The 25,546-nt window shown below is 45.2% G+C and carries 21 protein-coding genes and 1 pseudogene; 20 read left to right on the top strand and 2 right to left on the bottom strand.

Going from position 1 to position 25,546, the window contains the following annotated elements:
* Window positions 1-30: 30 nt before the first annotated feature.
* Window positions 31-1,248: a hypothetical protein gene (locus tag HQM11_02555; GenBank protein MBF0349879.1), complete on the bottom strand. Its 1,218-nt coding sequence runs from the start codon at window positions 1,246-1,248 to the stop codon at window positions 31-33.
* A 6-nt stretch (window positions 1,249-1,254) separates the two neighbouring features.
* Window positions 1,255-2,289 carry a leucine-rich repeat domain-containing protein gene (locus HQM11_02550; protein MBF0349878.1) on the bottom strand — a complete coding sequence of 345 codons (1,035 nt, stop codon included), beginning with the start codon at window positions 2,287-2,289 and terminating at the stop codon, window positions 1,255-1,257.
* A gap of 27 nt (window positions 2,290-2,316) precedes the next feature.
* On the opposite strand from HQM11_02550, the gene HQM11_02545 reads away from it, so the two are divergent.
* From HQM11_02545 to HQM11_02450, 20 genes and pseudogenes are all read left to right on the top strand, one after another.
* Window positions 2,317-3,732, top strand: coding sequence for a DUF814 domain-containing protein (locus HQM11_02545; GenBank protein ID MBF0349877.1), 1,416 nt, complete (start codon window positions 2,317-2,319; stop codon window positions 3,730-3,732).
* A gap of 36 nt (window positions 3,733-3,768) precedes the next feature.
* A complete protein-coding gene (locus HQM11_02540) occupies window positions 3,769-4,182 on the top strand; it encodes a YjbQ family protein (GenBank protein ID MBF0349876.1) in 414 nt (137 codons plus the stop codon).
* A gap of 95 nt (window positions 4,183-4,277) precedes the next feature.
* Window positions 4,278-5,006 (top strand): 4-hydroxy-tetrahydrodipicolinate reductase, encoded by a 729-nt coding sequence (locus tag HQM11_02535; protein ID MBF0349875.1) that lies wholly within the window; start codon window positions 4,278-4,280, stop codon window positions 5,004-5,006.
* Between the two features lie 77 nt (window positions 5,007-5,083).
* The gene (locus HQM11_02530) at window positions 5,084-7,759 is read left to right on the top strand and encodes a valine--tRNA ligase (GenBank protein MBF0349874.1); all 2,676 of its coding nucleotides are present in this window, start codon (window positions 5,084-5,086) and stop codon (window positions 7,757-7,759) included.
* A 68-nt stretch (window positions 7,760-7,827) separates the two neighbouring features.
* On the top strand, window positions 7,828-8,061 hold the full coding sequence (locus tag HQM11_02525; GenBank protein ID MBF0349873.1) for a hypothetical protein: 234 nt from the start codon (window positions 7,828-7,830) through the stop codon (window positions 8,059-8,061).
* Window positions 8,058-8,435, top strand: a complete 378-nt coding sequence (locus HQM11_02520; GenBank protein ID MBF0349872.1) for a type II toxin-antitoxin system VapC family toxin — start codon at window positions 8,058-8,060, stop codon at window positions 8,433-8,435. Before HQM11_02525 ends, HQM11_02520 begins: the two co-directional genes overlap by 4 nt.
* A gap of 74 nt (window positions 8,436-8,509) precedes the next feature.
* Window positions 8,510-10,456, top strand: a complete 1,947-nt coding sequence (gene acs, locus HQM11_02515) for an acetate--CoA ligase (GenBank protein MBF0349871.1) — start codon at window positions 8,510-8,512, stop codon at window positions 10,454-10,456.
* 19 nt (window positions 10,457-10,475) lie between these two features.
* Window positions 10,476-11,393: pseudogene (locus HQM11_02510) on the top strand (Gfo/Idh/MocA family oxidoreductase).
* 15 nt (window positions 11,394-11,408) lie between these two features.
* Entirely contained in the window at window positions 11,409-12,512 is a 1,104-nt protein-coding gene (locus HQM11_02505) for an LptF/LptG family permease (protein ID MBF0349870.1), read from the top strand.
* Between the two features lie 5 nt (window positions 12,513-12,517).
* Window positions 12,518-13,177 (top strand): outer membrane lipoprotein chaperone LolA, encoded by a 660-nt coding sequence (lolA, locus tag HQM11_02500; GenBank protein MBF0349869.1) that lies wholly within the window; start codon window positions 12,518-12,520, stop codon window positions 13,175-13,177.
* A gap of 20 nt (window positions 13,178-13,197) precedes the next feature.
* Window positions 13,198-15,408, top strand: a complete 2,211-nt coding sequence (locus HQM11_02495; protein ID MBF0349868.1) for a cation:proton antiporter — start codon at window positions 13,198-13,200, stop codon at window positions 15,406-15,408.
* A gap of 109 nt (window positions 15,409-15,517) precedes the next feature.
* Window positions 15,518-16,282, top strand: a complete 765-nt coding sequence (gene rph, locus HQM11_02490) for a ribonuclease PH (GenBank protein ID MBF0349867.1) — start codon at window positions 15,518-15,520, stop codon at window positions 16,280-16,282.
* Between the two features lie 3 nt (window positions 16,283-16,285).
* On the top strand, window positions 16,286-17,164 hold the full coding sequence (gene lgt, locus HQM11_02485) for a prolipoprotein diacylglyceryl transferase (GenBank protein MBF0349866.1): 879 nt from the start codon (window positions 16,286-16,288) through the stop codon (window positions 17,162-17,164).
* A 34-nt stretch (window positions 17,165-17,198) separates the two neighbouring features.
* Window positions 17,199-17,402, top strand: a complete 204-nt coding sequence (locus HQM11_02480) for a type II toxin-antitoxin system HicB family antitoxin (protein MBF0349865.1) — start codon at window positions 17,199-17,201, stop codon at window positions 17,400-17,402.
* Window positions 17,399-17,605 (top strand): type II toxin-antitoxin system HicA family toxin, encoded by a 207-nt coding sequence (locus HQM11_02475; GenBank protein ID MBF0349864.1) that lies wholly within the window; start codon window positions 17,399-17,401, stop codon window positions 17,603-17,605. Before HQM11_02480 ends, HQM11_02475 begins: the two co-directional genes overlap by 4 nt.
* Window positions 17,606-17,632: 27 nt before the next feature.
* Window positions 17,633-18,280 carry an MBL fold metallo-hydrolase gene (locus HQM11_02470; GenBank protein ID MBF0349863.1) on the top strand — a complete coding sequence of 216 codons (648 nt, stop codon included), beginning with the start codon at window positions 17,633-17,635 and terminating at the stop codon, window positions 18,278-18,280.
* Between the two features lie 158 nt (window positions 18,281-18,438).
* The gene (glyQ, locus tag HQM11_02465; protein ID MBF0349862.1) at window positions 18,439-19,368 is read left to right on the top strand and encodes a glycine--tRNA ligase subunit alpha; all 930 of its coding nucleotides are present in this window, start codon (window positions 18,439-18,441) and stop codon (window positions 19,366-19,368) included.
* On the top strand, window positions 19,365-21,443 hold the full coding sequence (locus HQM11_02460) for a glycine--tRNA ligase subunit beta (protein ID MBF0349861.1): 2,079 nt from the start codon (window positions 19,365-19,367) through the stop codon (window positions 21,441-21,443). The genes glyQ and HQM11_02460 overlap by 4 nt, the downstream gene beginning before the upstream one ends.
* A gap of 70 nt (window positions 21,444-21,513) precedes the next feature.
* The gene (locus HQM11_02455; protein ID MBF0349860.1) at window positions 21,514-23,121 is read left to right on the top strand and encodes a fumarate hydratase; all 1,608 of its coding nucleotides are present in this window, start codon (window positions 21,514-21,516) and stop codon (window positions 23,119-23,121) included.
* A gap of 142 nt (window positions 23,122-23,263) precedes the next feature.
* Complete coding sequence (locus HQM11_02450; protein MBF0349859.1) at window positions 23,264-25,375, top strand: elongation factor G; 2,112 nt, start codon at window positions 23,264-23,266, stop codon at window positions 25,373-25,375.
* Window positions 25,376-25,546: the final 171 nt, after the last annotated feature.

Here is a 25,546-nt window from a genome sequence, read left to right as displayed (position 1 = left end):
TCTGTCTAAGTGCGTGCAACAAACACGCACTTATTTCATCCCGCCTTTTTTCATCTCATCAATCATATCTTCTATCACCTGTTTGAGTTGCTGTGCCAAAGACAACCGTAACGGTGCAATAAAAAAAGGCACACTCAATGATTCATCTTTAATTTTATCCATCAAATCCACCGCCATTTTCTGACAATCCACACAGCGATTCTGTTTCATGATCGAGTAAATATGAAATGCCGCTGAAACACCTGAAGCATCATTCATGGCTTGGGTTTGTTCTTCCAGAGTTTGCCACTGACCTGGATGATTGATTAAACGAACCTGGTTTCTAAAAAAAACGAATAACAACATCCCGTTTAACGCATCCCGATAATGGTTGACGAAAACACTCTGAGTTATTTTCATTCTTTCAAGTCCCTGTGTTGCATAATTCATGGACTGTCGGTATTGCCCTGTTTTTTCATATCCAAGAGCGATGAGGAAATAGAGTTGAATATTGTCAGGGTATTGCTTTAACAGTGGGATAAGTTGTGGAATCAGTTTTCTTCTTACAGAGACAGGCATTCTGGCCCACATCAGATAACCATGAAATAACCGTGATTCTTCACGGGCATAGTTTCCCTGCTGAATGACCAAATTCAAATCAGACAAACCGTCCTCCAACGTGCCTGTCGGGACAAACCATGTTGCTAATTTTTGAACAATCCAGGGGGCTTGGGATACCAGGACTTTCAAGATCCCGGAACTCAGTGCGGCATCATAAAATTCTGGATAATCTTCCCTGAGTTGGTCAAAAAGATCGACGCCTTCCACACCATATTGGTAGGCATCCCAGTATGATTTTCGTATTCCCAAAGCGACCCCGGCTTTCATGGCAAACACAATTCCCTGAAACACAGACCAGAATGGTTTCTGTTGTTTTTTGTCATCTGACATGAGCAATTTCAGGGCTTGGTCTGAACTCTGTTCAAACCGGACAAGGTATGATTCATAGTTATTGGGAAAATGGGCCGTAAGTTCCATGTAATTGAATATGGCTTGATACGTTGTTTTGACGGGTTCTTCAACCTGATCAATCAAATATTGAATTTCTTGTTTATGCTCCTCGAATTGAAGCCCATACATGCCTGTCCGGATTTTTTCGATAATATGGTAGTGAGGGATAATGATAGGGCTTGAAAAATCAGCCGCAAAACCAGGAATTTCTGAAATAAATATAAAATAGAATATTGCTAAGAAACGGTAAACAGCCATATTGTGTCAGGGATTAATGCAGTTTTCACTGGGAATTGGCGAATCTGGGCTGATGAGTGTGTTTTTCATCGTATTCAGGAGAGTGGTTAATCCGGCACATGATAATGATGGATTCTCATCCAGAAAAAGAAATGTCAGATTAATCATGGTTTTTAAAGGTTCAGGGTCCGTCAGAAGATTACTGGATAAAGACAGAATTTTTAAGTTCGACAAAGTTTTCAACGGGCTGATCATATTTATTTTGTTCCCTGAAAGGTCCAACCCGGTTAATGCGGAAAACTGCTGAATGGCAGAAATATCTTCAATATTATTGTTGGCGAGAACCAGAGATTGAAGTTGCGTGAGTTCGACTAACGTCGTTAAATCATGAATATTGGCATTGCTCAAATATAGCACTTTCAGGTCCGGCAAACTGGATAATAGTGAAGTATCCTGTAACGTATTGCCTGACAGGTCAATTTCCTGAAGATGAATCAACGAGGTCAGGTCTTGAATATTTGTGATTTGATTATCAGCAAGCGCGATTTTTGTGAGCTTGGTCAGAGTTTTAAGATGGATTATGCTGGATAGGTTGTTTTGAGACAAAAGGAGTTCTTCCAGCGCAGTCAAAGCGGCCAAAGCCTCACCGGAATTAATTTGATTTTGAGACAGGTTCAATTTGGTTAATAATGTCAATTGAGACAGGGGCGTAATATCCTGTATTTGATTTCCGGAAAGGTTGATGTTGTCCAGATTTTTCAAATTTTGCAGGGGAGTAATATCGGTGATGGCATTTTGTGAAAGATCCAGCTTCCGCAGATTAATCAATCCATCAATACCAGTGAGATCTCCAATTTGTTGATCGGAACAGGTCATCTCGGTGATCCGGTAAATATTATCAGATTCCAACAATTTGAAACACTCTATCAAACCTGAATCCTTGAATAAAAAACCAGGGTCTGTTTCATGCTCTGGTTCTGCAAAACGACCACAAGAAGCCAGTTGACTTAAAACCAGGCTTGATACGATAATAATCAGCCACTGATAACCGGTATGCATCACAATTATTGAAATGAGGTTTATAAAAGTATGTCGAGTACAATTCCTGTCTGGATGATGCCCTTGATTGGCACACATATCCAAAAAATAAACCAGCCATTTGCCGATACGGTGGTCGTTGAGGTGTTTCATCATGCTCGTCAGTCCTGGATATTTTCTATTAATTCTCATATTCCCAGAATATATCAAACAGAACGTCATTTCCGCAATCCGCCTAATCCACCACTTTTTTGTTTATGGCTGAGACACAGAATTAATGGGTATTCCTTTGAGAATATGGTGTTGATTCATCCCCAGGTGATCCAGTTTTGTCTGAATCACCCTCAAGGGCCATCATATTTTTTAATTTGGGAAGATAACGGATCTGCCAGCAACCTGTTGTTATTGGATGAAAACAACACATTGCTGATGGCCATGAACAATCCCAACCAGGCAGGAAGAAAACTTTCACAGGGCATGTCTTATATTCTGCCAGAAAAGTGGTTTTCTCCGTTTTTGCTCAATCCCAAAAATATGGATGACCTGAAAAATGATCAGTATTTTTTAAATCTTGAACAAGCACATTCTTGCCAGCTTGATCAAGCCTTCTATCATCAGCATTTCAAACATCTCAAAAAAAAAATTGGTCGCAGGTTATCCAAACAGGAAATGGACCTGAAGCAGTGCCAGCAGCATGCCCTTTTTCAAAAATGGGGTGAATTGCTCAAAAGTTCCATGAATACGATTATTCGGGGACAGTCTTCTGTGAGGGTCGTGGATTATTTTGATGAACATCTTACGCCTGTTTCAATCCCGTTGGATGAGAAAATTTCTCCACGGGAAAACATGGATCGGTTGTTTAAAAAAGCCGCCAAACTCAAAAAGGCAATTCCCATGGTTGAAGAACGAATGATTCAATCCATGACCGAACTGGAGGAGTTGGATCTTGCTGAACAACAAATGGAGACTGTGAGAACATTTGACCAGATGGAGCTTTGGAAAACACAATTGCCCGCGTTTATCTCGACTACCGCTAAAAAGTCAATGAAACAGAGTAATCAGCAATTTGTACAGCAGGGGCCGGTACAGCGTATCAGTCGAGATGGTTTGATGATCATCATCGGTCGTAATGCCAGACAAAATGAGCAGGTCACTTTTCATATGGCAAACGGCAATGACTGGTGGTTTCATGCCCAGCAATCACCAGGAGCGCATGTCGTGGTCAAATATCCCAAATCACCACTTCCGCCCAAAACATTGGAAGACGCAGTACATCTTGCCGCATATTATTCAAAAATCCGTCAAAATGAAAAAATTGAAGTTGTTTATACTCAGCGAAAATATGTACGAAAAATTAAAGGATCCCAACCTGGAACGGTCAGTTGTTCCCAAACATCAACCATGTATGTTTCCCTGAATCTGGATCTGGTTCACAAGCTTCTTGATCAAACAGACAATGACACATAACATTTCAATTTTTTCACCATGAATCAGGATCATGTTATGCCATATCAGAAGACCTTGAAATTTTTGACAAAGGGCAAACAGTTTATCAATATTACACATGAAATTCAGAACCTTGTTAAGGAATCCGGCATTGGTACAGGGCTCTGCTGTCTCTTTATCAAGCACACCTCCGCAAGTTTGCTGATTCAGGAAAATGCTGACCCGGATGTGCTTAGAGATCTGGAGTTTTTCATGTCGCGTATGATCAAACCGCATGAACAGGGATTCAGACATACAACCGAAGGACAAGACGATATGCCTGCTCATATCAGGTCCGCATTAACACATACCTCAGAACAGATTCCGGTCACACAAGGACGGTTGAATATGGGAATCTGGCAAGGGATCTATCTTTGGGAACACCGTGACCATGGAAGTACAAGAGAAGTGGTAGTTCACATCTTGGGATGAACCATGTTTGTACTTGTCTTTTGACAGGCTTGCATTTACTTCTTCGAACAAATTTTTTATCGTCTTTATTTTTGATCAGATCTTGAGAGGCCGTTATGATTCGTGTGTTGGTCAATGGGGCAAAAGGAAAAATGGGGCAGGAAGCTGTTCAGGCAATTCAGCAGGATCCTGACCTTGAATTGGTTGGGCAAACAGATCTGGGTGATGATCTTTCCGCGGTAATTGCCAGTTCCAGGGCACAGGTTGTGGTTGATTTCACCACAGCATCAGTCGCCTTCCATAACACCAGGAAAATCATTGAATCCGGTGCGTGCCCTGTGATTGGAACCAGTGGACTTTTGCCGGAGCAGGTTCAGGAACTGCAACATTTAGCAGAGCAAAAAAAGTTGGGCGGCCTCATTGCACCTAATTTCGCGATTGGTGCGGTGTTGATGATGAAATTTGCCAAAGAAGCATCACGCTATTTTCCTGAAGCTGAAATCATTGAATTGCATCATAACCGAAAAGCGGATGCACCTTCTGGAACAGCAGTCAAAACCGCCGCCATGATTGCGGAAAACCGCAGCCGAATGCCTCAAAAACTGGAAGAAAAAGAACTCCTTGCTGGCGCACGTGGTGCCAACGCCCAGGGGGTTCCAATTCACTCCGTCCGACTACCGGGACTTGTGGCGCATCAGGAAGTGATTTTTGGTGGAAACAATGAAATTCTGACCATCCGCCACGATTCTCTGCACCGCAGTTCTTTCATGCAAGGTGTGTGTCTGGCCTGTAAAAAAGTTCAGGTCCTCAAAGAACTGGTCTATGGACTGGAACATCTGCTCTAGGATCTCCAGGATTGCACTTTTCCTTTTGAAAACAGGATTTACCATCCATCTCTCCCAATTTTTACCACTGTCACATCATGAAAAATCCGATTGATAAAGCTTATGATCCTCAGTCTTTTGAAAAAAACATTTATGAAAAATGGGAAAACAACGGGACTTTTCAGGCCAACGCCAATTCCGACAAGAAACCGTTTGTAATTTCAATGCCTCCTCCCAACGCAACCGGGCAACTCCATGTCGGCCATGCTGTCATGCTGGCTCTCGAAGATATTTTAACACGCTGGCACAGAATGCTGGGCGATGAAGCGCTTTGGCTGCCTGGCACCGACCATGCCGCAATCGCAACAGAAAACGTAGTCCTCCAAAAAATCAAGGATGAAGAGCATATCGCTGATCCTAGAAAAACTTTAGGACGAGAAGAAGTCCTGAACCGAATCATGAAATATGTGGAAAACTCACGGGGAACGATTCGCAACCAGATTCGTGCCATGGGAGCCAGTTGTGACTGGTCTCGAGAGCGTTACACCATGGACCCTCAGCTCAATCGGTGTGTGAATGACACTTTCAAAAAAATGTATGACAATGGCTTGATTTATCGGGGATATCGGATTGTCAATTGGGATTCCATTCTACAGACTACCATTTCTGATGATGAAATCGAGCATCAGGAAGTGCAGTCCACCTTGTATTACATGAAATACGGTCCGTTTGAAGTAGCAACAAGCCGCCCGGAAACCAAACTTGGTGATACCGGGATAGCGGTTCATCCTGACGATGAGCGTTATCGGGATTATGTGGGTAAAATGGTAGAAGTGACATGGCCCAAAGGACAAAAAATTAACGTCAAGGTTTTTGCGGATCCTCAGGTGGACCCCACATTTGGTTCTGGTGTGATCGGTGTAACACCGGCCCATAGTCAGGTGGATTATGAAATGTCTCAGCGGCATGGTCTGGAAGTGCTACAGATCATTGGAGAAGATGGAAAGATGCTCCCTGTGGTTGGTTGCTATCAAGGCATGACGGTTCGGGCTTGTCGTGACGCTTTTGTTCAGGATCTGGAAGAAAGTGGTTTGATGGTAAAGAAAGAATCCTATCAACAGGCTCTTTCCATTTGCTACAGGACCAAACAACCCATTGAACCGTTGCCCAAAGAACAGTGGTTTATTGATGTGAACAAGCCGGTTGTTTCCTGGAAAGGTAAGCAACTCAGTTTGAAAGAAGTGCTGATTGATGTTGTCCGTTCCAATGATGTTAAAATTGTGCCGGATCGATTCAACGCGACTTATTTTCATTGGGTTGAAAATTTGAGAGACTGGTGCATTTCCCGTCAAATCTGGTGGGGCCATCGAGTACCTGTCTGGTATCGCGGCAAGGACTTGTATGTTGGTCTCCAACCTCCCGCGGAAGATGGATGGACACAGGATCCTGATACGTTGGATACGTGGTTTTCATCGGCGTTGTGGACCTGGAGCACCCTGATTGATCCTGAACTGGCGGGTGATTTTTCAATTTCGTTTGAAGAGTTGCTGAAGCGCAGTCCGGATTTTCAAAAATTTCATTCCACACAGGTGATGGAAACAGGTTATGATATCCTGTTTTTCTGGGTCGCACGCATGATTCTGATGACAACCTACATGACCGGGCAAATTCCCTTTGAAACGGTTTATCTGCATGGAATGGTCAGAACCAGGGATGGGAAAAAAATGTCCAAATCCCGGCCTGAAACCTGTATTGATCCCTTGGAAAGTATCCGCGACTATGGCACCGATGCCCTGCGTTTTTCACTGATCATGGGCACTGGCCCCGGAATGGATTTGCGTCTTTATCCTGAAAAACTCGAAAGCTGCCGCAGATTTGTGAATAAAATCTGGAATGCGGGACGTTATATTTTGATGACCATTGGTGACAACACGCCCATGACTCCGCCCGCACAGGTCAATAATCTGATGGCACAATGGCTGTTGCATCGTCTGAATGGTCTGATCGCGTCTGTTCAAAGCAGTATGGAAAGCTTTCGTATTTCTGATGTCGGCGAAACAATCCGGAATTTTTTCTGGGGTGATTTTTGTGACTGGTATCTGGAAATGGATAAAAAACCTGAACGAACTCCTGAAGATGATCAGGTTCTGGCATATGCCTTCACCACGATGCTGAAACTGATTCATCCTTACATGCCGTTTGTGACAGAGGTTCTATGGGAGCATTTTCAGCCTGAATCCATGCTGATCACCAGTTACTGGCCGGGAATCCGTCCTGAGCATCATTATCCTGAAAGTGACGCTAAAATATCTGTGGTCAAGGAAGCCATCACCCAGATCAGAGCGTTACGAGACAAGGCAAAAATCGGACTGAATCAGAAAATCAACGCTCGAATTGAGTCTGAAAAACATTTTATTGTTTTTGAGGAACACCGGGAATTGATCAAGCGTCTGGCACGGCTTGAACAACTGGAACTGGTTCGTCAACAGCCTGAAACCGCCAAAGACACGCTGAGCTCCTACTTTGAAGAAAGCGTGGCGCACATTGACGCGTCAGCGATTGACTGGCGTCAGGAAATTGAATCGTTGCAACGAAATCTGAAAAAGGAAGAAGATTTTGTGAGCAAAAATCAGAAAAAACTCGAAAATGAGGGCTTTTTACAAAAAGCTCCGGCACAGGTTGTTGAAGAACTCAGGGAAAAGGTAGAAACTTCTCAAAGAACCATTGACGCACTCAAACAACAGATTCAGGAGCTTGAAGGTTTATCCAACTGAACCTTTGTCTATCTCAGAAGAACAGTATATGTTTTCATCTGGATGTAAATTTGATGTAAGGAGTCCCTATGCATGCGACAGCCAATGATTTGCAAACCCGACCACAAAGCATTCTTGATGCTTTAGATCGTGGAGATGAGGTGATTTTAGAACTCCAAGGAAAACAAATCAAAATGACACCGCTATTTTCAGAAGTTGTTGGAAATGAGGATAACGGATTTATCGGCATGTGGAACGATCGTAAGGATATGGAAGATCCAACTGCTTACATTCGACAACTACGAAAAGGCCGATTTGCATGATAGTGGACAGTGATGTATTGATTTGGGTATCCAAAGGAAATCCGAATGCTGTGAGATTGATTCATGAGAGCCCAGGTTTTCAAATATCTGCTGTTACATGGATGGAACTAATGCGTGGTATGAGAAACAAACAGGAATTACACTGGTTTAAAAAAGCTTTAAACCAGTGGGAAGTAGAAGTCATCCATATCACAGAGTCTATTTCACAACAGGCATGCATATGGGTGGAACAATTCTGTTTGAGCCCTTCAATGGAAATGGCTGACGCACTGATCGCATCAACCGCTAAACATTACGGATTGAAATTGATTACAGGGAATAGCAAACATTACAGTATGATCCTGGGTAATCAGGTCATTCCTTTTTTACCATAAACAAAAACCTGTTTATAAAGTGATACCACTTGGCGTGATCACCAATGAGTTAATAATTCAATTTAGAGGAAACCATGAGTCAGTCCGAAGTATTTGAACCGGGTGAAAAATTTCGAGAAAACGCCCTGATCAATGAGGAAACCTACAAGCAATGGTATCAACAATCTTTGACTGAACCGGATAAATTCTGGGCTGAACAATCCAAACGAATTGACTGGTTCCAACCCTGGAAAAAGGTATCTGCATGTGATTATCATAAAGCCGAAGTGAAATGGTTTCTTGAGGGAAAACTCAATGCTTCGTGGAACTGCCTTGACCGACATTTGACCACCCCCAGAAAAAACCAGGCGGCCCTGATCTGGGAAGGCGATGACCCGCATGTATCCCGCACCTACACCTATCTGCAATTGCACCGTGAAGTTTGCCAGTTTGCCAATGTGATGAAAAAGTTTGGAATCAAAAAAGGCGATCGAGTAGTGCTGTATATGCCAATGATTCCCGAACTGGCAATCGCGGTTCTGGCCTGTGCCCGTATTGGCGCGATTCATTCTGTGGTTTTTGGAGGCTTCAGTGCGGAATCATTGCATAACAGAATTCTGGATTGTCAGCCCAAAATGGTCATTACCGCTGATGGTGGACTTCGTGGTGGGAATGTGGTTCCCCTCAAACAGTTTTGCGATGATGCTCTGGAAAACACCGATGTGCAACACTGCATTATTGTGAAACATTCAGGAACCCATGTCAGCATCACTACGCCAAGAGATCGTTGGTGGCATACAGAAATGTCATCGAAAGACATCAAATACATTTGTCCTCCAGAAGAAATGGATGCTGAAGACCCACTGTTCATTCTCTATACCTCCGGTTCTACGGGTAAACCCAAAGGGGTGATGCACACCACCGGCGGCTATCTGGTCTATGCATCGCTCACGCATCAATATGTGTTTGACTATCATGACGGCGATACTTACTGGTGCACGGCTGACATTGGCTGGATCACCGGACACAGCTACATTTTATATGGGCCGTTGCTGAATGGTGCCACCACACTCATGTATGAAGGCATTCCGAATTTTCCGGACTGGGGCCGTTTCTGGGACATTATTGATAAACACCAGGTCAATATTTTTTATACAGCTCCGACTGCCATCCGGGCAATTGCCAAAGAAGGAAACCGTCACGTCGAGAAGCGGAATCTGAGTTCGCTCAAATTGCTGGGAACTGTGGGGGAACCCATCAATCCTGAAGCCTGGATGTGGTACCACAACGTGGTTGGAAAACAGAAATGTCCGATTGTGGATACCTGGTGGCAGACAGAAACAGGTGGAATTCTCATCACTCCGTTGCCGGGTGCCACCACAACCAAACCTGGTTCAGCAACCCTGCCTTTTTTTGGGATTCAGCCTGTGCTGGTGGATGACAACGGCAAGGAAATCGAAGGTGCCGGAACTGGAAATTTGTGTATCAAAGCCTCCTGGCCCGGTCAAATGCGGGGAGTTTATGGCGATTCAGAACGTTTTTACAACACCTATTTTGTCCAATATCCGGGATATTATTTTACAGGAGATGGATGCCGCAGGGATGAAGACGGTTATTACTGGATCACTGGCAGGGTGGATGATGTCATCAATGTTTCCGGACACCGTCTCGGAACAGCGGAGATTGAATCGGCCCTGGTGCTTCATGAATACGTGGCAGAAGCGGCTGTGGTGGGAATTCCTCATGAGCTGAAAGGTCAGGGAATTTACGCGTTTGTGATCCTCAATACCGGACATCATCCATCACAGGAACTGGAGAAGGAACTGGTGGCTCTGGTTCGCCATGAAATCGGCCCCATTGCAACAGTCGATGTCATTCAGTTTGTTCCAGGTCTGCCTAAAACACGCAGTGGAAAAATCATGCGCCGGATTCTCAGAAAAATCGCAGCGGGCGAATCTGAAAGTCTTGGCGATATTTCAACCTTGGCCGATCCCTCTGTGGTTCAGAAAATCATTGAAGGGCATGAGGAAATTCATAAGTAATGGTAGGACTATGGATAAAATTTTAAAAGTGGGTGTTGTGGGGGTGGGATACCTTGGACGATTTCATGCCCAGAAATATAAGCAACTTCCTGATTGTGAACTGGTGGGTGTCGTGGATGCAAATCCTGACCGGGCCAAAGAAATTGGTGAGGAACTGTCAGTTCCCTGGTTTTCAGATTACAAAATGCTGCTGGATCAGGTGGATGCGGTGAGCATTGTAGTTCCTACGGTCGCACATTATTCCGTGGCCAAAGATTTTCTGGAACGAGGGATTCATGTATTACTGGAAAAACCGTTCACAGCGACACTGGATGAAGCTCACGCCCTGTACGATCTGGCGAACACCAGCAAATTGTGTCTCCAGATCGGGCATCTGGAGCGTTTCAATGTCGTGTTTACCGAATTTCAACAGCACGTCCAACATCCTCAATTCATTGAAAACATCCGCATCTCCCCCTTTCCCAAACGGAGTACGGATGTGGATGTCATTCTGGATGTGATGATCCATGATATTGATCTCGTGCTGGCAATGGTTGGCGAATATCCCTGTGATGTGGAAGCCACGGGAGTTTCAATTTTGACCAACAGTGTCGATCTGGCAAATGCCCGTTTGAAATTTCCGGGCGGATGTCTGGCGGTGTTGACAGCCAGCCGTGTTTCTGACAAAGCCGAAAGAAAGATGCGGATTTTTCAGAAAGGTTTATATCTGTCGCTGGATTATGGAACAGGACAAGCCAGGAAACTTCAAGTCACGCCTTCTGAAAATCTGAAACCGGAAGATCTGAAACCGGAAACTTTCCAACTGGAAAAAGGGGATGCGCTCATGACAGAAATTCAGAGTTTTCTGTATGCGCTCAGGCATAAAGTTCCTCCCAAAGTATCTGCCCTTGACGGTTTACAGGCCATGAAAGTTGCCTGGGATATCCGAAACCGTATTCGATTGTAGTGGCCAATGATAGTATTCCGTTCCCTGTTTGCCCAGTTGTTTGCGCCGTATGTCATGAGTCTGCTGGTGCTGACTTTTGTGCTGTCCATGGACACGGTATATCGTCTGATCAACCTCATTGTCACCAAAGGGGTTAATGTTTTCAGTGTACTGCTGATGCTGATCTACCGCATGCCCCAATTCCTGGCGGTGACTTTTCCACTGGCAATGATCATTTCCGCATTCATTCTGATGGTTCGCCTCTCCACCGAGCTTGAAATCACGGCCATGCGGGCCGCTGGAATGAGTTTCTGGAAAATTGGGTCCGCCATTGTTGTGTTTGGTTTCTTCGCTACCGCTGGCAACTATGTCATGACCATCTGGTTGCAACCAGCGGGGTTTGCCGCGTTTGAAGAGGAAAAGATCAAGGTTCTGAAATCACATACATCCAAGAACATTGTGCCTAAAGTGCTGAATTATGATTTCAATAATCAGGTACTGTATGTTCAGGGAAAAGATGAAAAAGGGGAATTGAAAGGGGTTTTTATCACTGATCAGGAACTGAAACCGGAATCCATGGTGGTGATGGCAGACCGTGGGGTGATTGATTTCAGGGAAGAACAGCAGGATATTGTGCTGAGACTGTTTGATGGAATGGTTTATTCCAGTGACCCGGAAACAGGAGATTATCGAACCATTGCGTTTCAGTCTCTGGATTATGCCTTTAAACTTCCAACCATCGTTTCCGCCGAAAAAGGTGGCCATATCTGGGGTGTGTCAACAAGGGACCTCATGGAAATGCCTTCACGAATATCAAAAATTGAACTCATGCTCAGACTCACTACCCCCTGGGCCTGTCTGGCGTTTGCGATGGGGGCCATTTCCCTTGGCGTTGCGGATCCAAGACGAGGACGCTCCGGAGCCTACCTGCGGGCTTTGATTCTGGTGCTGGTATATTATATCCTGTGGATGGGAGCCAAAGAAATCACCCGTGGTCAGAAAATCACACCCCAGATTCTCTGGATTCCTCCATCTGCCATTTTCTGTTTCGGGCTTTACAGCCTGTATAAACTGGACAATCATTTGGATAGTTTTGTTAAAGTTCTCCGTCATTTAGTCAAGCGAGGGTAATTGTCATGAAATCACAAATTTTCCGGGTAGTCATTTGTTTGTTGTGGCCGATTGCCGTATATGCCGGAACACCGATGAAGGAAGGACTCATTGAGGCCATTCAGCAGCGTTACCAAAGCCTCGAAAGCTTTCATGGAAAATTCACCCAGACCAACTACTTTTCCAGTTCAGAAACATCTCCCAAAAAGGCAGAGGGAACTGTAGCCTATCAACGGGTAGGCAAAATGCGGTGGAACTATGCCAAACCCAATGAACAGTTGCTGGTCACGGACGGAACAACCGTGTGGTTATTTGATCCCTTACTGGAAAATGTCACAATCCGTCAACTTGACCAGGTCACTCAGGGAACAGCCTTGGCTTTTTTGCTGGGAAAGGGCCATTTACAACACGATTTTTCCGCACAAAACATTTCAAAAAAACTGTTTTCTGCTGAATCAAAGGGATTGATTGTCGAATTGAAACCCAAACAGGCAGAAGCCAATCTGGAACTTCTTCAACTGCTGGTCGACTCTTCCAGTTATGATATCAAAGCGGTCGCTTTGCTGGATAATCAGGGAAACTACCGGATTATCGAATTTCTGGAAATGGCCTATAATCAACCCATTGATCCCCGAATGTTTCATTTTGAGGTCACACCGGAAATGGAAGTAATCAACACTCCATAATCTCACAAGAGCCTTTTCCCATGGATTTGTCCTATCTTCGCATCTCGACACTGGTGATTTCAATGGTCACAGGTGTGTCGCTGATGATTATCGCAAAACATCTGCGGATACCGTCGATTGTACCATTGCTGATTGGTGGCATTCTGCTGGGACCTGAAGGTGCTGGACTCATTGATCCTGAAGCCTTGGAATCAGGTTTGAAGATGATCGTGTCTCTCGGGGTGGCAATCATTCTGTTTGAAGGTGGCTTGTCTCTCAGTCTTGATGGAATCCGTAAAGCTTCGACGGTGATCTGGCGTTTGTTGAGCATCGGAGTGCTGATCACCTGGTTTGGAACGGCAATGACCGTGTATTATCTGTTCGGTTATTCCATGTCATTTTCCATGCTGGCTGGCAGTTTGATCATTGTGACAGGCCCCACCGTGATTGTCCCGTTACTCAACCGGATTGGCATTAAGGAAAAACTTCACCACATTCTACATTGGGAAGGAGTGTTGATTGATCCGATTGGGGTATTTATCGCCATTTTATGTTTTGAGTGGTTCAATCGTACCTCCAATGCGGAAATGCTACCGTTTCAGCAGTTTGGCTTAAGATTGCTGGTTGGTATCGGCATTGGTTTACTGGGGGGCGGAGTGCTGATAACTGTTCTCAAAAAAGACTGGATTCCGCGTGAATATGCCAACATCTTTGTGTTATCGATGGCGTTGTTTTTGTTTGGCATGTCCGATCTGATGGTGCATGAAGCCGGAATTTTAACCGTGGTTGTCACAGGATTTATCCTCGGATGGGATAAACCGCCTCACCTGAAAAATATCCAGCAGTTCAAATCGGAATTGACAGAATTGTTCATTGCCCTGCTGTTTATTTTACTCTCGGCAACACTGCATCTTGAGGATTTTACCGCGCTGGGATGGCGAGGATTGATTTTGATTGCGGTAGTGCTTTTGGTAATCCGTCCACTCAGCATTGTTTTCTGCACCTTCAACACCAGCCTTTCCATCAGAGATCGTTTGTTTCTGTCCTGGTTGTCCCCCAGAGGCATTGTCGCTGGCTCCATGGCCTCGTTGTTTGCGTTACGGCTAAAAGAAACGGGACTGGAACATGCCTCCTTTTTGCAATCCTTCACGTTTAGTATTATTGGTGTCAGTGTGATTATCCAGGGCTTGACCGCAGGCGCGGTTGCCCGGTTTCTCAAAGTGAAAGCTTTGACCAAAAACGGTTGGATCATTGTTGGAGCTCATCCATTTGCCCGAAATATTGCCAATTTCATCACCAAGACCACCCAAAATGTCTGTTTGCTGGTTGATTTGAATCAGGATGCGATTCTTGAAGCACAGCGTGAAGGTTTCCTGGCATACAGTGCCAATGCTCTGTCCATCGAATCTATTCCAGCGGAGTGGATTCCAACCATTGGAAACGTGATGGCCCTGACAGACAATCGTCATCTCAATCAATTGATTTGTCAACGTTGGGCAGAAATGGTCGGCAAAGATCATGTTTTCCGCTGGACATCACTGTATGAAGAACCGGATAGTGGAAAAAATGAAAGTGTGGGGAAGATCGTATGGGGCAATCTGCCTAAACCCTCACAACTGGGATACGCCCTCAAAAATCGTGAAGCCGTCATTGTGCATAGCACCTTGCCCGGAGCTTTGAAAAACATCCGCAACGAAGCCATTCCCTTGTTGGTAAGGCGAGACACAGAGATCATCCTGGAACCTTCCCGACCGGATCTGGAAGCTTCAAGTGATGTTCTGTTGTTCAAGCAATGGGCGCATCATTTGCCCTTCTTTCTGCATCCGGAACATATTTTACGGTTCCATGAAGGCTCGGCTGAATTCATTCTAACCCGGATGCTTGCCACTCTTTCATCTGGAGAAACAATACTTTCAGCACAAGCTATTCTCAAAGAGATTCTGGATCGTGAACAGACCTTTCCAACGATCCTCAGCAATGGTGTTGCGGTTCCGCATGTGATGTGCCGGGGATTGATTGAACCAATCTGTATGATTGCACAGATTCCGGCAGGTGTTTTGTGGCCTGGCGAATCGGACAGTCCATGTCATCTGGTTTTTCTCCTGCTCAGCCCGTTCAGTAATCCGGAAATTCATTTGACCTTACTGGCAGAAATAGCCAAACTGGCCTCTTCTGCCGAAATTGTCACTGATTTACTTGCGATTGAGCCATCAGAAAAGGTCATTCAATATTTTATTGATCTGGAACGGTGAAGCACCGTTGGCGATCATAAAAAATAATTATTCATCCATAAAAGGAATTATGGGAACATTGAAAACAAGTTTAGCGGATAATGAGGATTTAAAAAAAATCATGGCCGACATGACCGTTCGTACCGATAACAGGAAGGATCATGAACCAAGGCCTATCAAAATCACGACGGACTTCACCATGCATGCGGCTGGCTCGGTTCTGGTGGAGACAGGCAACACCAAAGTCATTTGTACCGCGTCGGTTGAAGATTCGGTTCCCCGATTCATGAAAGGCACTCATTCAGGATGGTTGACCTGCGAATATGGCATGCTCCCCGGTTCAACCTCACCAAGAAAAAACCGTGATATCTCACAGGGAAAACTGGATGGCAGAAGCCAGGAAATCCAGCGTCTGATCGGTCGTTCCCTGCGTTCCGTGGTGGATCTCCCACTTCTGGGGGATCGGACCATCTGGATTGACTGCGATGTCATTCAAGCCGATGGTGGAACCCGTACCGCATCGATTACAGGCGGGTTTGTCGCCATGATCCTCGCCTTGAGAAAGCTCTATGAAGCAGGCAAAATCCGACGGTTCCCCGTCAATCAATTCCTTGCGGCAATCAGTGTTGGTATCGTCGGAGGACGTCCCATGCTGGACCTCAAATATGATGAGGACAGTCAAGCTGATGTGGATATGAACGTGGTCATGCTGAAAAATGGAAAACTGATTGAAGTTCAGGGAACAGCAGAGCGGGCACCCTTCACACCTGAACAATTCAACATCATGCTTAATTATGCGATGGATGGCCTGAAAGCCCATTTTTCAGCACAAAAATCCGCCTTGGGCGGTCAATTATTCACTCCCAGAAATGAGTCCTCTCAGGAAAGTAAATAACTCATGCATCCCTATATTTTCACTCTGGAAATCCCCTGGCTGAATTTCACACTCCAGCCCCGTTTTTATGGACTGTTTTATGCGATCTCTATCCTGATTGGGTATAAAATTGTTCTGTCCGAAGCCCTCCGCAGGCATTTGCCGCTGGATGAAGATGAGGTTATGAATTGCACCTTGCTGATTTTTCTGGGTGGCCTTTTTGGCGGACGGATATATGAGGTGATTTTTGAGTGGAGCAATCATTACGCCTATCTTCCCTGGTGGGAGGTTTTTGCGATCTGGCATGGTGGTCTGGCCATTCATGGCGGCATTCTGGGCGGAATACTTTCGTTGTATTGGTATTGCCAGATCAAGCGTCTACGATTTATGGAAATGCTGGATATCGGCGCGTTGTGTATCATTCTTGGTCAGGCGATTGGACGCTGGGGAAATTTCACCAATGGCGAAGCCGGTGGTCCCGTGACTGATTTCTGGACAGGAATTGTTTTTCCACCTAATTCAGTGATTGGCCGTTATGCCCAGGGGCAGGCCGTTCATCCAACCATGCTGTATGAATCCCTGGGGAATTTTGTAATTTTTTTCCTGTTATGGCGGTTACGACTCAAAAATTTCAGACCGGGCATGCTGGCCGCAATTTATTTGGTTTCATATTCCCTGTTGCGTTCATCACTGACTTCTCTGAGAACAGACAATCAGTATTTTGAATTGTTTGATACAACGATTCTGGCCGCGTATGCGATCAGCGTTGTGCTCACTATCGGATCAGGATGGCTTATCTTCAGTAAAAAACTATGGTTACCGGATGAACCTCCACAGGTTGCTCCAATCCAGTCGGCGAATGTTCCTAAGAAAAAAAAGTCCCATAAACGAAAAAAATCATAACCGTTTGATATGTAGTCAATCCCGGAGGATGCTTATGAAATTAAAAGTAGTGATACATGAAGCAGAAGAAGGCGGATATTGGGCGGAAGTGCCGTCTATTCCCGGATGTAGCACACAAGGTGAGACCTTTGATGAGTTGTTGCACAATATTTATGAGGCGGTTGAAGGATGTTTGTCTGTCGATGTTCAAGATATTGTCATGTCAAAGAAAGATAAGATCATGGAGATTGCGGTTTGAAAACTGTTAGTGGCAAATTGTTTTGTCGTCTTTTGGAGTCAAAAGGATGGGAACTGAAACGCATCAATGGAAGCCACCATATTTACGCCAAAATTGGTAACGCTGCACGTATATCTGTTCCCGTTCATAGCAATACACCATTGAAAACAGGATTACTGAAACATCTGATGAAGATAGCCGATATTGAAGAATCAGAACTATAAAAATAGCTGAAACGATTGGCAGGAATTATGGAATTACCGCAAAACATTGTATTAAAATGCTTTCCCGTAGGCCCGTTGGGATGCAATTGCACCATTATCGGCGATAAAACGTCAAAACAGGCGATGGTTATCGATCCAGGTGGCGACGCAAACCGGATTTTGTCGTATCTGAAGGAATTGGATCTGACCGTCATCCGAATTCTGCATACACATGCCCATCTGGATCATTTTCTGGCTTCCGGCAAAATGAAAGAAGCCACAGGTTCCAGTCTGGCACTGCATAAAGAAGACGCTTTCCTGTGGGATCAACTGGAAATGCAATGCCGGTTGTTTGGTATTCCCTATGAACCGGTTCCAGCTCCGGATCAATGGCTGGAACATGATGAAGAACTGCACATTCCTTCGTTTCAGGGCAAATGCCTTCACACTCCCGGACATACTCCCGGTTCCATGTGTTTTTCATTTGAAGGACTAAAATTGTTGATTGCCGGTGACACTCTTTTTCAGGGATCTATTGGCCGAACCGATTTATGGGGTGGGGATTTTAAAAAAATCGCACGCTCCATCAAGGATCAATTGTATGTGCTGGATGAAGAAACACATGTGGTCACAGGACATGGCTCTTCAACCACGATAGGCTTTGAAGTCCGTTATAATCCTTTCGTCAAGGGATGATTTATTCCTAAACCGCAAAAAACACCCCTCCGTTCCCGCAAATAGCTGAATAATGACTGGATTTATGAGTGGTTTACAGATAGGGAACATGCTCTGTGCCGGATTTCCCCGGAAAAAACTATTCATGAATTTTGCTATCATTTCAGTCTGAAACAGCTATGAAAAAAAGAACACTTCAAGAAATCATCATGACCCTGCATCAGTTCTGGTCAGACCGGGGCTGTCTGTTAATGAATCCCTATGACGTAGAAACCGGGGCCGGTACCATGAATCCTGCCACATTTTTGCGCACTATCGGCCCGGAAGAATGGAATGTGGCCTATGTGGAACCTTCTCGAAGACCGGCAGACGGCCGTTATGGTGAAAACCCCAATCGTTTATATCAGCACCATCAGTATCAGGTCATCATGAAACCCATGCCTGACAATGCCCAGGAATTGTATCTGGAATCGCTGGTAGCGCTGGGCATCAATCCGTTGGAACATGACATCCGTTTTGTGGAAGACAACTGGGAATCACCCACACTTGGGGCCTGGGGACTGGGTTGGGAAGTATGGCTGGATGGCATGGAAGTCACACAATATACTTATTTTCAGCAAGTCGGCGGATTGGAATGCAATCCCGTATCAGTGGAATTGACTTATGGTCTCGAACGACTCGCGTCTTATCTTCAGGAAAAAGAAAACGTGTTTGATCTGGAATACACAAAGGGCGTGAGCTATGCCGCCATTTTCAAACAACCTGAATATGAACATTCCAAATATACTTTCGAAATAGCGGACATGCGTCTGTTGTTCACTTTGTTTGATCAATATGAAGGCGAAGCGTTGAGAGTGATCCAGCAACAACTGGTGTTTCCCGCCTATGATTATATTCTCAAATGCTCTCACACCTTCAATCAACTGGATGCCATGGGAGCCATCAGCGTATCCGAAAGAGCCTCCTACATCAATCGGGTCCGGGTCATGGCCCATCAGGTTGCCCGTCTATTTCTTGAAGAACGTCGAAAATTGGGATTTCCTCTCATGAAGGACCGAAACGCCGCTGAACAATGGATCAAAGCGCTGGAAGTACAGGAGGCCGCATGAACACATATCTGATTGAAATCGGTCTGGAAGACATGCCTGCCGGAGTGATTCTTGATGCAGTTGACGCACTGAAAAAGCTGGTTGAACAAACCTGCACCCAGAACAAACTGACATTCACATCGCTTAATACCTATTCCTCCCCTCGCAGGCTGGCCGTACTGATTGATGGTCTGCCAGAAAAACAGGAAGACCAGGTGCTGGAAGTCAAAGGACCTCCAGCCAATATTTCCAAAACCCCTGATGGCGCATGGAGCAAAGCAGCACTGGGATTTGCCCAGAAAAACGAAGTTGCCCCCGATGCGATCTCAATCTGTGAGGTTCAAGGCAAAGATTATCTGTTTGCTCGCCGTGAGATTGTCGGAAAAACTGTGAAATCCATCATTCAGGAAGCCGCATCACAATGGGTCACAGGTATTTCCTTTCCCAAAAACATGAGATGGGGACACTACAAAATGCGTTATGTGAGACCCGTCCGCTGGCTTGTCTCGCTATGGAACGATGAGATTCTTCCATTTGGCATTGAAATGGTTCAGGCTGCCAATCTCACTCGCGGACACCGTTTTTTACACACTGAAGCTGTGAAACTGAATCATGCGTCCAACTATGTGGATGTCCTGAGACAGCATCATGTGATAGCAGTCTATGACGAACGCCGACAATCCATTCTTGACCAGATCGCTCAACTGGAAAAATCGCAGGGCTTTTCTGTAAAGTTGAATCCACGTCTGGTGGAGGAAGTGACCAATCTGGTGGAATGGCCCACAGTGCTTGAAGGACATTTTGAGCCGGCTTTTCTGGAAATTCCGGCTGAAGTTCTGGTCACCACGATGGCAACCCATCAACGCTATTTTCCGGTTTTTTCCCCAAAGGGTGACTTGCTTTCAAAATTTATCACCGTCCGAAATGGTGATGCTCACGCCCTGGATGTGATCAGAAAAGGAAACGAGAAAGTGTTGCGTGCGCGTTTGAGTGATGCCCGCTTTTTTTATCTGGAAGACCAGAAACACACCTTTGAACATTTTCTGGAAAAATCGCGAAAAGTCGTTTTCCTCAAGGGACGAGGTACCCTGGCCCAACGTACAGAACGCATTGCCCAACTCAGTTTGCTGATCGCTCAAAAAATGGGATTGAATGAGTCTCAACAACAATCAACCCGGAAGATCGCGGAACTGTGCAAGTTTGATCTACAAACACAACTGGTGTATGAATTTCCTGACCTTCAGGGGGTGATGGGACATCGCTATGCCCGGCTCAAACAGGAAACAGAGGTGGTCAGTCGAGGTCTGGAAGAGCATTATTATCCAAGAAATTTCACAGATTTGTTGCCTCAAGACGCTGAGACAGTGCCTGTTGCGCTGGCTGACAAACTGGACATGCTTGGAACCGCCTTTTCTCTGGGGATGATTCCATCAGGTTCTGCTGATCCCTATGCTCTCCGTAGAATGGCGCAGGGTATCGCTCAGATTTTGCTTGGAAAAAATCTCCGTCTCAATCTGCGTGAATTGTTTGAAGCCCATCTCACTTTTCTCCAGTCACAACAGAATCTCACTCTGGATCTACCAAAAATCCTGAACGATCTCCAACAATTCATGCGGTTGCGCATGAAGTTTGTCATGCAGGAATCCGGAATCAGATATGATGTGATTGAAGCTGTACTGAAAGGTGAAACGGAATCTGTGCTTGAACAGAAAATCATTGCGGACAAGCTGATGCAGGCCTCCAGTCAAGAAGCGTTCAAACGAACAGTAGAGGCCGTAGTGCGGACAGATAACATCAGTCGCCAGCAACAAGCGTTGATTCCAGCAAAAATTGATGAATCGCACCTTCTTCTGCCAGAAGAAAAAGCCTTGTGGACAGCCATTCTGAAATGGGAGTCCACCCCATTGACGACAGAAACATTCATGACGGAATTATTTGGACTGGAACCCTTGATCACCACTTTTTTTGAGAATGTAATGGTTATGGACAAAGACCCTGTTTGTCAGCAGAATCGACTTTTTCTATGCCAGTCCATTGCATCAAAAATAAGATATTTCACAGATTTGAAGGAAATAGTATTTTCTGATCCCTCTTGAATATCTGTCTCATATTTGTAAATGAAACCTGTTATCACTCATTTCCCAGGACCTTCATCAAAGGAAAGTTATGCGCCCGTTTTATTATCAGGAACCATTACCAATGGAAAAAGACGCTACCGAATACAAGCAGATCAGTACCGATCATGTTTCCATCATTCAGGCAGGAAACCGTATAGTTTTGCAGATCCAGCCTGAAGGCTTGAGCCTGCTGGCGGAAAAAGCAATGTATGATGTTTCTCATCTGCTGCGTTCTGCCCACCTGAAGAAACTTGAAACAATCATCAACGATCCTGAAGCATCGGATAATGATGTATTTGTGGCAACTTCCCTGCTCGAAAATGCCATCATTGCCGCGGAAATGGTATTTCCAAGTTGCCAGGATACCGGAACGGCAATTGTCATGGGGAAAAAAGGTGAACAGGTCTGGACAGGCGGTAACGATGCCGATGCGCTCAGTCATGGTATCTATAAGACTTATCAAGAAGATAATCTGCGTTTTTCCCAAGTCGCTCCACAAAACATGTTTGATGAAAAAAATACAGGAACCAATCTTCCTGCCCAAATTGACCTGTATGCGACCCAAGGTATGGAATATCATTTTCTGTTCATGGCCAAGGGTGGGGGTTCCGCCAATAAAACCTATCTGTATCAGGAAACCAAGGCATTGCTAAATCCAGCATCACTGGAAAAATTTGTGATGGAAAAACTCAAAACGTTGGGAACCGCCGCTTGCCCCCCCTATCATCTGGCATTTGTGATTGGAGGAACTTCCGCTGAAACTACCCTTAAAACCCTGAAACTCGCCACAACAGGATATCTGGACAAACTGCCAACTACGGGCAATGAACATGGTCGTGCTTTCCGGGATCTGGAGTGGGAAGAAAAGATTTTTAAAATTACCCAGAAAATGGGAATTGGCGCGCAATTCGGCGGAAAATATTTCTGTCATGACGTAAGGGTTATACGACTGCCACGCCATGGAGCTTCATGTCCCGTCGCAATGGGAGTGAGTTGTAGCGCTGATCGTAATATCAAAGCAAAAATCACACGGGAGGGCTTGTTCATTGAAAAACTGGAAACGAATCCCGCACAGTTTCTCCCTGTTGCCTCCAAAACCAGAGCCGAACAGAAAGTAGTCACCATCAATCTGGATGAAGGCATGGACGCTGTCCGCAAAATTCTGAGCCAGCATCCAATCAAAACAAGAGTCATGCTGAATGGCAAAATCGTGGTCGCACGAGACATTGCCCATGCCAAACTGAAGGAACTTTTGGATCAGGGCAAAGGACTCCCTGAGTATCTGAAACAGCACATCATTTACTACGCAGGTCCCGCCAAAACGCCCGAAGGCTATGCTTCCGGTTCGTTCGGCCCTACCACCGCACAACGAATGGACCCCTACGTGCCTATTTTCCAGAAAGAAGGCGCGTCTTTGGTCATGCTGGCAAAAGGCAACCGAACTGCCGTAGTTCGTGAAGCATGTAAACAATATGGAGGCTTTTATTTGGGTTCTATTGGTGGTCCAGCCGCAGTTTTAGGCAAAAACTGTATCACGGATATCAAGATCCTGGAATTCGAAGAACTTGGTATGGAAGCGATATTCCAGATCACGGTGAAAGACTTCCCTGCGTTTATCATCACCGATGACAAGGGAAATGACTTTTTTTCCGCTTGAGGTTTAAACAACAGCATATTATCTCTTGCCTCTTAAATTTTTTGTTCCCGCCCTTAGGGCAATTCATTGAGGCAGCGTCATTTGAATTGTTGCAAACCACCGCTGTGTTCTTATTAACTACTTAATATATTTTCCTTACCGGATGACCATGAGAGAAGAGGCAAGAAAAGAAATCAGTCGTTTTCGCAATATCGGCATATCAGCACATATCGACAGTGGTAAAACAACACTGACAGAACGTATTTTGTACTATGCTGGAAAAATCCACAAAATCGAAGAAGTGCGTGGTGGTGGAGCTGGTGCAAAAATGGACCACATGGAGCTCGAAAAAGAAAAAGGAATCACCATCACCTCAGCCGCAACACAAGTTGCCTGGAACAACACCAAAATCAATATTATTGACACTCCCGGACACGTTGATTTTACCATTGAAGTAGAACGCTCACTCCGGGTTCTGGATGGTGCCATTCTGGTTTTATGCGGTGTTGCCGGAATTCAGTCCCAATCCATCACCGTTGACCGTCAAATGAAACGGTACCGGGTTCCCAGGATCGCGTTTGTCAACAAACTGGACCGTATGGGCGCCAATCCCAAACGAGGAATCAAAGGACTTCGCGAAATTCTTGGTTTAAATGCGGTACCCATTCAAATTCCTATTGGTCTGGAAGATGATCATGCCGGAGTTGTCGACTTAATCACCATGAAAGCCATATATTTTGATGGTGAAAAAGGCGAAACAGTCCGTGTTGCAACCATTCCGGAAGATTTGCTGGATGACGCTCAGATCGCACGTGCGGAAATGCTGGAAGCCATCTCCATGTTTGATGATCAAATGATGGAAGATCTGCTGGAAGAAAAAGAAATTGCCGAAGCCAGTATTCATGCCGCCATCAAAAAAGGCGTTCAATCCCTTAAACTGTGTCCTGTGATGATGGGTAGCGCCTTCAAAAATAAAGGTGTTCAAACCTTGCTGGATGCTGTAGTCAAATATCTTCCAAGCCCCATTGAAGCTGAACCTAACAAAGCTACCAATCTGAAAGATGGCGGCGTTGTCGCTCTTCAGTGCGATCCGGACCAACCATTGGTTGTCATGGCCTTCAAACTGACTGAAGAACAATTTGGACAATTGACCTACACCCGTGTTTATCAGGGCACCTTGAAAAAAGGCGAACAGATCACCAATGCCCGAACCGGCAAAAAACTGCGGGTTGGACGCATGGTCCGAATGCATGCCAATGATCGGGAAAATATTGATGAAGCCAAAGCTGGTGATATTGTAGCCATGGTGGGTGTTGAGTGTGCGTCTGGAGACACTTTCTGCGGTGATGAAATCCGTGTTTCCTGTGAATCCATTCATGTTCCTGACGCTGTGATTTCTCTTGCTGTTAAGGGTAAAGACAACGACGCTCACCTGAAAATGAGCAAGGCTCTTGGACGGTTTATGCGTGAAGATCCAACATTCCGTGTCAAATTTGATGAAGAATCCAGTGAGACTCACATTTATGGAATGGGCGAACTCCATCTGGAAATCTACATTGAGCGAATGAAACGCGAATATGGCGTGGATGTGATTGTCGGTGCTCCACAGGTGAACTATCGTGAAGCTATCACGCGGCCAGCCGATTTCGACTATCTGCATAAAAAACAGAGCGGTGGTTCAGGTCAGTTCGCTGGAGTATCTGGCTCCATTGAACCTTTGCCGTTAGACCATGAAACCGGATTTGAGTTTGTTAACGCGATTTTCGGTGGATCCATTCCGGGAGAGCATATTGGTGCCTGCGAAAAAGGATTCCGTGATGTCATGGACAAAGGTCCCTTAGCGGCATTTCCAGTGGTTGGTATCAAGGTGACTCTGAAAGATGGTAAATACCATGATGTAGATTCCAGTGATCTGGCATATCAATTAGCGTCAAGGGGCGGTATGAAACAAGCGATCGCAAAAGCTGGCGCTGTTCTGCTTGAACCCATCATGAAAGTTGAAGTCGAAACACCCTCTGAATATCAGGGGAACATTATTGGTGACCTCAGTTCACGTCGTGGTGTTATTTATGGAACCGATATTAAAGATGATGACACCGTGATCACGGCAGGTGTTCCATTGGCAGAGATGTTTGGTTATGCGACCCAGCTTCGCTCAATGAGTGCTGGAAAATCCAATTATTCCATGGAATTTGAAAAGTATGCGATCACACCTTCATTTATCCAGGAAAAAATCATTAAAGCCCGTCTTGAAAAATTGAAAGAAGACGAGTGATTCTTCCGGAGGCCTTTTTAATTTGAAGGCCTCCACTTCCTCATTCCAGTTTCCCTACAAGTTCCCACTGCTCACACATCAGATCTTAATTCAATACTCTATAGGAATTTCCATTTCTATCCCAGTAAACGGCTGTGGTTCCGTTTGATGTAAAGTATTTTTGTCTGGTCC

This window comes from SAR324 cluster bacterium (assembly GCA_015232315.1).
GTDB lineage: Bacteria > SAR324 > SAR324 > SAR324 > NAC60-12 > JADFZZ01.
The sequence above is the reverse complement of the archived record's forward strand: the minus strand, read 5'-3'. Positions and strand labels throughout refer to the sequence as shown.

Coding starts and splice junctions, on each gene's coding strand:
- HQM11_02450 (MBF0349859.1), top strand. CDS start 23,264: ATGACCATGAGAGAAGAGGCAAGAAAAGAAATCAGTCGTTTTCGCAAT.
- lolA (MBF0349869.1), top strand. CDS start 12,518: ATGAAATCACAAATTTTCCGGGTAGTCATTTGTTTGTTGTGGCCGATT.
- HQM11_02455 (MBF0349860.1), top strand. CDS start 21,514: ATGCGCCCGTTTTATTATCAGGAACCATTACCAATGGAAAAAGACGCT.
- lgt (MBF0349866.1), top strand. CDS start 16,286: ATGCATCCCTATATTTTCACTCTGGAAATCCCCTGGCTGAATTTCACA.
- glyQ (MBF0349862.1), top strand. CDS start 18,439: ATGAAAAAAAGAACACTTCAAGAAATCATCATGACCCTGCATCAGTTC.
- HQM11_02460 (MBF0349861.1), top strand. CDS start 19,365: ATGAACACATATCTGATTGAAATCGGTCTGGAAGACATGCCTGCCGGA.
- HQM11_02520 (MBF0349872.1), top strand. CDS start 8,058: ATGATAGTGGACAGTGATGTATTGATTTGGGTATCCAAAGGAAATCCG.
- HQM11_02540 (MBF0349876.1), top strand. CDS start 3,769: ATGCCATATCAGAAGACCTTGAAATTTTTGACAAAGGGCAAACAGTTT.
- acs (MBF0349871.1), top strand. CDS start 8,510: ATGAGTCAGTCCGAAGTATTTGAACCGGGTGAAAAATTTCGAGAAAAC.
- HQM11_02480 (MBF0349865.1), top strand. CDS start 17,199: ATGAAATTAAAAGTAGTGATACATGAAGCAGAAGAAGGCGGATATTGG.
- HQM11_02525 (MBF0349873.1), top strand. CDS start 7,828: ATGCATGCGACAGCCAATGATTTGCAAACCCGACCACAAAGCATTCTT.
- HQM11_02555 (MBF0349879.1), bottom strand. CDS start 1,248: ATGGCTGTTTACCGTTTCTTAGCAATATTCTATTTTATATTTATTTCA.
- rph (MBF0349867.1), top strand. CDS start 15,518: ATGACCGTTCGTACCGATAACAGGAAGGATCATGAACCAAGGCCTATC.
- HQM11_02535 (MBF0349875.1), top strand. CDS start 4,278: ATGATTCGTGTGTTGGTCAATGGGGCAAAAGGAAAAATGGGGCAGGAA.
- HQM11_02505 (MBF0349870.1), top strand. CDS start 11,409: ATGATAGTATTCCGTTCCCTGTTTGCCCAGTTGTTTGCGCCGTATGTC.
- HQM11_02495 (MBF0349868.1), top strand. CDS start 13,198: ATGGATTTGTCCTATCTTCGCATCTCGACACTGGTGATTTCAATGGTC.
- HQM11_02470 (MBF0349863.1), top strand. CDS start 17,633: ATGGAATTACCGCAAAACATTGTATTAAAATGCTTTCCCGTAGGCCCG.
- HQM11_02530 (MBF0349874.1), top strand. CDS start 5,084: ATGAAAAATCCGATTGATAAAGCTTATGATCCTCAGTCTTTTGAAAAA.
- HQM11_02545 (MBF0349877.1), top strand. CDS start 2,317: ATGTCGAGTACAATTCCTGTCTGGATGATGCCCTTGATTGGCACACAT.